The sequence below is a fragment of the Bartonella vinsonii subsp. vinsonii genome (assembly GCF_902825235.1).
GTDB classification, from domain to species: Bacteria; Pseudomonadota; Alphaproteobacteria; order Rhizobiales; family Rhizobiaceae; genus Bartonella; species Bartonella vinsonii.
Genome location: NZ_CADEAJ010000067.1, coordinates 1 through 419 on the forward strand (window position 1 = coordinate 1; position 419 = coordinate 419).

The 419-nt window shown below is 39.9% G+C and carries 1 protein-coding gene; it reads left to right on the forward strand.

All coding sequences use genetic code 11. From position 1 onward, the window contains the following. On the forward strand, nt 1-419 hold a 419-nt coding region (locus J7R12_RS08700), incomplete at both ends, for an N-6 DNA methylase (RefSeq protein WP_208439081.1).

The window sequence follows — 419 nt, forward strand, 5'->3', positions numbered from 1 at the left end:
AGAAGAGTCAAAGGATCTTAGAGAGTTTTATGACAGTGTAAAATTACGTGCCTCTGGTATTACGACCCCGCAAGCAAGACAAAATCTCATTATTACGCTTTATGAAAGCTTTTTTGCCAAGGCATTTCCGCGTACGGTAGAAAAATTAGGGATTGTTTATACCCCTGTTGAGGTTGTGGATTTTATCATTCATTCCGTCAATGATGTGTTAGAGCAAGAATTTGGCAAAAGCTTGGGATCCCGTGGTGTTTCTATTCTTGACCCCTTTACGGGAACTGGTACCTTTATCACGCGGCTTTTACAATCAGATCTGATAAAACCGGAAGATATGGAGTATAAATTCCGTCATGACATCCATGCCAATGAGATTGTTTTGCTTGCCTATTACATAGCAGCCATAAATATTGAAGCAACCTATC